Origin of the sequence: Streptomyces sp. UNOC14_S4 (genome assembly GCF_020740835.1) — a bacterium.
GTDB lineage: Bacteria > Actinomycetota > Actinomycetes > Streptomycetales > Streptomycetaceae > Streptomyces.
This window is the reverse complement of sequence record NZ_JAINFC010000403.1, coordinates 1-7,099: the sequence shown is the minus strand read 5'-3', so window position 1 is coordinate 7,099 and position 7,099 is coordinate 1. Positions and strand designations below refer to the sequence as shown.

Here is a 7,099-nt window from a genome sequence, read left to right as displayed (position 1 = left end):
CCCCTGCCCCTCCCCGGCCCTGGCCCTGGCTCGCTCGTCCGGCGCTGTCTCACTGCCGCGCCGGACGAGCGAGCCAGGGCCAGGGCCGGGGAGGGGCAGGGGTAATCATCCGCCTCCACCCATCAATCAGGTGAACAGTCCGACTTGCCGCCCTGGGGTAAGTAGGTGCGCCCTGCAGTCTTCCTGGCCGCCGCATCACCAGGAAGGCGCAGGGCTGTGAAAGGTTCCTCACTGGAAGCGGCCGTACTGGCCGACATCGCCCTCGTCCTGCTCATCGGGGTCGCGCTCACCCCCGTACGGGCCCGTCTGCGGCAACCGGCCGTCGTCGCCGAGATCGCCGCCGGGCTCCTGCTGGGGTTGAGCGTGCTCGGACTCCTGCCCGGCGACCTGCCCGGCCTGCTCTTCCCCGAGGAGGCCCGGTCGCATCTGTCGGTGATCGCGCAGGTCGGGATCGCCCTGTTCATGTTCGCCGCGGGCTGGGAACTCGACTTCCAGGCCCTGCGCGGGCGGGGGCGCTCCGTGCTCGCCGTCACCACCGCTTCCCTGGTCGTTCCCTTCGCCCTGGCGGTCGGACTGGCCCTCGCCCTCCTCGCGGTACGGCCCGCGCACACCGGCTCCGCGCCTTCCTCGCCTTCCCCGCTGCTCTTCGCGCCGTTCCTGGGCATCGTCCTGTCGGTCAGCGCCCTGTCCGTGCTCATCCGCATCATCGGCGAGAACCGTCTGGCGGCCACTCCGGTCGGAACCATGGCCACCGCCTGCGGTGCCATCACCGAGGTCGTCGCCTGGTGCGCGGTGGTCACCCTGATCACCGCCGCCCAGGGCCTCGGCACCGGCGACCTCGTCCTCACCCTGGCCCGCATCGCGGCCTACGCGCTGGTCATGACGCTCGCTGTCCGTCCGGCCCTCCGCGTGCTCCCCCTCGGTGGCCTCAGTGGCCTCAGTGGCCTCAGTGGCCTCGGTCCCCTCGGTGGCCCCGGTAGCCGCCACCGACCGCACGGCGGCCGGCCCTGGCTGCTGATCCTGGCCGTCGGCAGTGGCGTCTTCCTCTCCGCCTGGTGCACCACTCGGCTGGGCGTCCACGCCGTCATCGGTGCCTTCGCCTTCGGCCTGGCCATGCCTCGCGACGTCGACCCCGGCCTGCGCCACGCCGTCGAGGACCCGTTGCGCACCACGGGTGCCCTGCTCGTCCCTGTCTTCTTCGCCCTCACCGGTCTGACTGTCGACGTCACGGAACTCGGCCTGCACGGTCTGCTCGCCCTCGTCGCGTTCCTCGCCGTGGCCTGGGGAGGGAAATTCGCCGGAGCCGCCCTCACCGCCCGCCTCCTCCACCTGCCCTGGCGTGACGCGGCGACCCTGGGCGCCTTGGCCAACACCAAAGGGCTGAGCGAAATCATCATGCTCACGCTCGGCCGCGACGCCGGACTCATCGACGGCCACCTCTTCACGGCCCTCCTGCTCACCGCGCTGACGGCGACGGCCCTCGTCAACCCCGTCGTGCGCCACCTGACCGACACGACGGCCCGGTCCGGCCCGGAAGGGGCCGTCCCCGCCCAGCGGTACGGAACACCACGGGCCGTTCTCGAAGCGAGCGACGATCACGGCGCTTGGCGTCCGCTCGACGACGAGCCCGGCGCAGGGCGCTGACAGTCCGCTCGTCAGAGCTCGGGGCCGGTCTGCTCGTTGGGGCCAGTCCGCTCGTCGGGGTTCGGCCCGACGCCCTGTAAGGGGCCCCGTAAGGGTCGGATCAGGGTCTGCTCCGGGGACTTCCCCGGGGCGGCCGGGTACCTGTCCGGCCTACGCTCGTGCCCATGACAGCAGAGTTCTCCGAAGCAGCCTCCTGGGCCGAACAGCGTGCCTCCCACGCCGACCGCGAGAGGGTCGTACAGCGACTCCAGCAGGCGATGGTGCAGGGCCGTCTCGAACTCCACGAGCTGGATGAACGGCTCGGGCAGGCGCTCAACGCGAAGACTCATGGCCAGCTTGCCGCACTGACAGCCGATTTGCGGGGCATCGAGGGGGTGGGGGCGGGCCGGGAATCCGTTCAGGATCAGCCTCTCGTCCTCAAGGGCGGATTCCACGGTGCCGTCCGCAGAGGACGCTGGACGGTCCCGTCGCGCGTGATCGCCTACGGAGGCATGGGCGGCGTCGTCCTCGACTTCACCCAGGCCGAATGTCCGCTGTCGGCCGTCGACATCGACGTCCATGGGCAGATGGCGGGCGTCACGATCGTGATACCCGACGACTGGGCCGTCGAGACCGACCGGATCGACCCCGGCCCCGGCGGCGTCACGGACAGGACCACCCACGACCACGCCCCGGACTCTCCTCTCGTCCGCCTCACCGGCACGGGCGGCCTCGCGGGCATCGTCGTCCGCCACCCGAAGGCGCGGGAGCGGCGCCGACTGGAGCGCGAGGCGAAGGCGGCCCGGTCGCTTCCGGGCGCCGCGACCCGCTGATCGCGGCGCGGGGAGGGGACAGCCTTCAGCCGCGATGCTCCTCGCCCCGGTCGCGGATCATCGACATCAGCAGCTGGTGGGTCTCGCCGTCGGCGGCCACGACAAGTCCGCGGCCCGACCGTCCGACCGGGGCGCCGTCGATCCCGGTGACCACGCAGCCGGCGGCCCGGCACAGAGCGATCCCGGCGGCGAAATGGACGCTCCCGGAGAGGTCCCCGCCGTCCGTGACATACGCGGCGCGTTTGCCTGCGGCGACCCAGGCCAACGCCAGAGTCGTGGACACGACCCGGGGCCGGAACCGTGCCGCGAAGCCGGGCCGGGCCAGCAGATCCACGGCCCGGAAGCCGGGCGCACTGGGGAACGGCGGGTCCAGGTTGACATCCACGAGCCGGGTGGCGGGCGTGGGCGCCAGCCGGGTGTCCGCGCCGTCATGCCGTACCCGGGCGGTCTCGCCGTCGGTGAAGAAGACCTCGCCGCTGAAGGGGTCGGCCACTGCCGCCGGACCATCGCGCAGCGCCACGTTGACCGCCACCAGCATGTTGCCGACGGCGTAGTTGAGCGTGCCGCACAAGGGATCCACCAGCCACTGACGCGCGGCCTCCGCGGCACCCCGCTGCCCGCCCTCCTCGCCGAGAACGGCGTCATCGGACCGGGCGGCGCGGAGTACGCCGAGAATCGCCTCTTCCGCCTTCACATCGGCGGCGGTGGCGAAGTCCCCGGCACCCTTGTCGATACGGGTGAGCCGTTGGCCGTACATGGCGCGTACGACGTCCGCGCCCGCACGCGCCGCGGCTATCGCGATCTCGGCATCATCAGGACTCGCATACGAGTTGACCATGCGGCGCATGGTAGCGAGAGGTGATCCGTACACCGAGGTCACGGCCTCTCGACGGCCTCTCGACGGCCCGTCGGGCAGGATCGTCGGGGCGCCGTGACCTCGGCGTACCGCAGCGCGTCGGTCACTCCGCACGCGTTCCCGTATCAGACGCTTCGCGCCTCTCAGAGTCTCCGAGGCGCGCCGCCGCGCGCTCGCCGCGTCGCACCACCGGCTCGACGCCGTGGGCCTTGCCGAGTCCTTGCACCGGCATGCCGGAGTAGATCGACTCGTACGAACCGGCCGACACGATGTACGTCTCGTGCCAGATGCCGACGGCTCCCTCGCTGCCCCGTGCCCGCCGGTTGAACGCGGTCCACGCGGGGCGGTGCTGCTTGTCCCGGTCCGAGGCGTAGTCGAGCAGCTTTTCGCGGGACTCCCAGTACTGGACGACGGTGCGGTCCCTCGGGCTGCCGGCGAGCAACTGGTAGCCCAGCAGCCCGCTGTTCCCGTCGCGCGAGAGCTCCTTGAGCATGCGCGGCATCGCGCGGAGCGCGGGCAGCCAGTGCCGTACCGCCCGCCAGCGATTGATGCGCATCCCGATCAGGAAGACGACCACGTCCCCTTCGGCTGCGGCGGTGACCCGTCCCGGTATCGGCTTTGCGGCCATGACACTTCCCCCCAGGAATTATTGGATAGCGTCGCTATCCATGCTTGGATAGTGCCACTTCCCGATGAAGGGCGCAAGAAGCGCAAGAAGGGCGCAAGAGGAATGCGACTGGCGGAACTGAGCGAACGCAGTGGCGTGTCCACCGCCACCATCAAGTACTACTTGCGTGAGGGGCTGCTGCAGCCCGGCCGCAGGGTCTCCGCCACCCAGGCCGAGTACGACGACGCGCACCTGCGCCGCCTGCGCCTGGTGAGAGCCCTGATCCAGCTGGGAAAGGTGCCCGTGGCCACCGCCCGCGAGGTGATCGCCGCCGCCGAGGACGAGTCCCTGGACCGCCATCTGCGACTCGGCGCGGCCACGTGGGCGCTGCCGCACGGTCCGGAGCCCGACGAGGGCGACCCGGAGACCGACGCGGCGGGCCGCACCGCGGCGGAGCTGCTCGAACGCGTCGGCTGGCAGCACGGCCAGGAGCTCGGGGAACTGTCCCCCGCCTACCGCAGGCTGGTCGCGGCGGTCGCCGCGCTGAGGCGTCTCGGCTACCCCTGCGACCTCGCGCATCTGCTGCCCTACGCCCGGCTCGCCGCACAGCTCGCGGTCACGGACATGGACCTGGTCGAGGAACAGCCCACGGAGGCCGGGCAGATCGAGGCGGCCGTCGCGCTGACAGTCCTCTACGAGCCCGTACTGCTGAGCCTGCGCCGCCTCGCGCACGCCGAGGAGTCCGCCCGGCGCTTCATGGACGGGGGCGTGGACGACACGGACGAGGACGCAGGCGGGGGCGAGGCGTGAGACCCCCTGAAGTGCCGGGAACTCTTCTGCCCCGTAAGGCCGTTGTCCCCATGTCAGGAACAGCTCGACGAGGGGGGATGAGATGTTCGACGCGCTGGAAGACGTGTTCTGCCCCGGGCGCAAGCACATCAGGGTGGAGCGTGAGCGCCAGGAGATGTGCCTCGACGACATCGGGGACGCCGACCCCGGCCGGGGGCCGATCGACCTCGACTCGGGGTGCGTGACCATACGCCTGGGCCAGGGCTGACCCAGGCGGGGCAGCGGCGAGTAGGGCCGTGACGGCGGGGAAGGTAACGGCTGTCACTCCACCCGACGGGAGCCCGCATGGCCATCAGTCACCGCACCATCGGCACCGGCGCGCACAAGGTCCTGGTCCTGCACGACTGGTTCGGCACCAGCGCGGCCTGGGGCCCGTTCCTCGACCACCTCGACCCGGAGACCTTCGGCTACGCCTTCCTCGACTACCGCGGCTACGGCGACCGGCGGGAGGCGGCGGGCGGGTTCACGCTTGCCGAGATCGCCACTGACGGGCTCGCCCTCGCCGATGAGCTGGGCTGGGGGACCTTCTCGGTGGTCGGGCACTCGATGGGTGGCAAGGCGGCGCAGCGCGTCCTCGCCGAGGCCCCCGGCCGGGTGCGCAAACTGGTCGGGGTGGCGCCGGTCCCCGCGAGTGCCTATCCGCTGGAGGGCGACGCGTACGACCTCTTCCACGGCGCGGCGCACAGCCCGGCCAACCGGAGGGCCATCCTCGACCTGGTCACCGGACACCGGGCGTGCGGCCGCTGGCTGGACGCGATGACGGCCCGTTCGGTGTCCGTCTCCCGGCCGGAGGCCTTCGCCGCCTACCTGACCGACTGGACCACCCAGGATTTCGCGGCCAAGGTGGCCGGCAGCACCCTCCCGGTGAAGGTCTTCGTCGGCGAGCACGACCTCGCCCTGACCGCCGAGGCGATGCGCGGCACCTGGCTGGCCCACTACCCGCAGGCCGAGCTGGAGATCCTGGCCAACTCGGGCCACTACCCGATGTACGAAGTCCCGGTGGCCTTCGCGACCGCTCTGGAGGCCTTCCTGCGCGCCTGACCGCCCGAGGCGCAGGCGAGAGCCGGAGTGGCGCACACCACTTTTACCGATCTTTACGAAAATCTGACCATAGGCGCTACGGTGTTCCCCAGAGGTGATCTTGTCGGGGGGAGCACACCATGGAGCGGCTGGGCATAGGCATGGGCTGGCGCCCGGACATCGACCTGCTCGTCGAGCGCATGCCCGGACTCGACTGGGTCGAGGTCGTCGCCGAGAACATCTGCCCCACCCACCTTCCGGAATCGCTCCGGCTGCTCCGCGAGCGCGGCCTCGCCGTCGTGCCGCACGGTGTCGGCCTCGGGCTGGGCGGGGCCGGACGCCCCGACCCGGACCGGCTCGCGGCCCTCGCGGACCGGGCCGTCGCGCTGGGTTCCCCGCTCGTCTCCGAGCACGTGGCGTTCGTACGGGCCGGATCGCCGACCCTGGAGGCCGGGCACCTGCTGCCCGTGCCCCGGACCCGCGAGGCGCTCGCCGTCGTCGCCGAGAACGTCCGGATCGCGCAGGACGCCCTGCCGGTGCCGCTGGCCCTGGAGAACACCTCCGCCCTCTTCGCCTGGCCCGAGGACGAACTGACAGAGGCCCAGTTCCTCGCCGAGCTGGTCGAGCGGACCGGGGTGCGGCTCCTCGTGGACGTCGCCAACCTCCACGCGAATCACGTCAACTTCGGTGCCGACCCCGTCCGCGCGCTCGACGACCTGCCCCTGCACGCCGTCGCGTACGCGCACATAGCGGGCGGCGTCGAGCGCGACGGTTTCTGGCACGACACCCACGCCCACCCGCTGACCGAGCCGGTGCTGGACGTCCTCGCCGCCCTCCGCGCCCGCACCGATCCGCCCGGCGTCCTCCTGGAACGCGACGGCAACTACCCGATGGCACAGGAGCTCTCCCGCGAACTCGACGCCATACGCGCGGTGCTCGACTCCGGGCCGCCGGAACCCGGGACGGCCGCGCCGGGTGATGCCCGGGCGACAACAGGGGCACGCGACGACACCCCGGCGGACGCCCACCGCCCCCACCTCGCCCGCGCGCAGGGCGAGGTGCTCGCCGCCCTCACCGCCGGGGCGCCCGCACCGGAGCGCTTCGACGCGGAGCGCCTGGCCGCCGCGTCCCGCGCCCTCGCCGCCAAACGCCACGAGGTGGCCTCCCGGATCGCCCCGGAGGTGACCGAGGGCGCGCGACAGGACTTCATCGACTGGGCCGGAACCAACCCGCTGCGGGGCGGGGCCCGCGCGGACGCGGCCGCCTTCGCCCGGCACCTCCTGACCCGTGGCGGCCTCCCCGCCGCCCGCC

Annotated in this window: 8 protein-coding genes; 6 read left to right on the top strand and 2 right to left on the bottom strand. The window is 72.1% G+C overall.

All coding sequences use genetic code 11. The features are described from left to right. Positions 1–216: 216 nt before the first annotated feature. Both K6I34_RS27840 and K6I34_RS27835 read left to right on the top strand, forming a co-directional pair. Positions 217–1,644, top strand: coding sequence for a cation:proton antiporter (locus K6I34_RS27840; RefSeq protein ID WP_229329916.1), 1,428 nt, complete (start codon positions 217–219; stop codon positions 1,642–1,644). A 164-nt stretch (positions 1,645–1,808) separates the two neighbouring features. Further along, positions 1,809–2,456 carry a DUF1707 domain-containing protein gene (locus K6I34_RS27835; protein ID WP_229329914.1) on the top strand — a complete coding sequence of 216 codons (648 nt, stop codon included), beginning with the start codon at positions 1,809–1,811 and terminating at the stop codon, positions 2,454–2,456. A gap of 25 nt (positions 2,457–2,481) precedes the next feature. Here K6I34_RS27835 and K6I34_RS27830 read toward each other — a convergent pair whose 3' ends face one another. Together K6I34_RS27830 and K6I34_RS27825 are read right to left on the bottom strand one after the other, a co-directional pair. Next, a complete protein-coding gene (locus tag K6I34_RS27830) occupies positions 2,482–3,294 on the bottom strand; it encodes an inositol monophosphatase family protein (RefSeq protein WP_229329912.1) in 813 nt (270 codons plus the stop codon). A 121-nt stretch (positions 3,295–3,415) separates the two neighbouring features. Beyond that, on the bottom strand, positions 3,416–3,940 hold the full coding sequence (locus K6I34_RS27825; RefSeq protein WP_229329910.1) for a DUF4188 domain-containing protein: 525 nt from the start codon (positions 3,938–3,940) through the stop codon (positions 3,416–3,418). A 102-nt stretch (positions 3,941–4,042) separates the two neighbouring features. Here K6I34_RS27825 and K6I34_RS27820 point away from each other — a divergent pair, with 102 nt between their 5' ends. The 4 genes from K6I34_RS27820 to K6I34_RS27805 form a co-directional block, all read left to right on the top strand. After that, on the top strand, positions 4,043–4,729 hold the full coding sequence (locus K6I34_RS27820; RefSeq protein WP_229329918.1) for a MerR family transcriptional regulator: 687 nt from the start codon (positions 4,043–4,045) through the stop codon (positions 4,727–4,729). A gap of 82 nt (positions 4,730–4,811) precedes the next feature. Then, entirely contained in the window at positions 4,812–4,976 is a 165-nt protein-coding gene (locus K6I34_RS27815; protein WP_229329908.1) for a DUF6191 domain-containing protein, read from the top strand. 77 nt (positions 4,977–5,053) lie between these two features. Further along, positions 5,054–5,809: an alpha/beta fold hydrolase gene (locus K6I34_RS27810; protein ID WP_229329906.1), complete on the top strand. Its 756-nt coding sequence runs from the start codon at positions 5,054–5,056 to the stop codon at positions 5,807–5,809. 119 nt (positions 5,810–5,928) lie between these two features. Further along, a partial coding sequence (locus K6I34_RS27805) for a DUF692 domain-containing protein (RefSeq protein ID WP_229329904.1) occupies positions 5,929–7,099 on the top strand: 1,171 nt, incomplete at its 3' end.

Excerpts from the sequence above, each read along its gene's own strand:
- K6I34_RS27835 (WP_229329914.1), top strand. The coding sequence starts at position 1,809 with ATGACAGCAGAGTTCTCCGAAGCAGCCTCCTGGGCCGAACAGCGTGCC.
- K6I34_RS27830 (WP_229329912.1), bottom strand. The coding sequence starts at position 3,294 with ATGGTCAACTCGTATGCGAGTCCTGATGATGCCGAGATCGCGATAGCC.
- K6I34_RS27825 (WP_229329910.1), bottom strand. The coding sequence starts at position 3,940 with ATGGCCGCAAAGCCGATACCGGGACGGGTCACCGCCGCAGCCGAAGGG.
- K6I34_RS27820 (WP_229329918.1), top strand. The coding sequence starts at position 4,043 with ATGCGACTGGCGGAACTGAGCGAACGCAGTGGCGTGTCCACCGCCACC.
- K6I34_RS27815 (WP_229329908.1), top strand. The coding sequence starts at position 4,812 with ATGTTCGACGCGCTGGAAGACGTGTTCTGCCCCGGGCGCAAGCACATC.
- K6I34_RS27810 (WP_229329906.1), top strand. The coding sequence starts at position 5,054 with ATGGCCATCAGTCACCGCACCATCGGCACCGGCGCGCACAAGGTCCTG.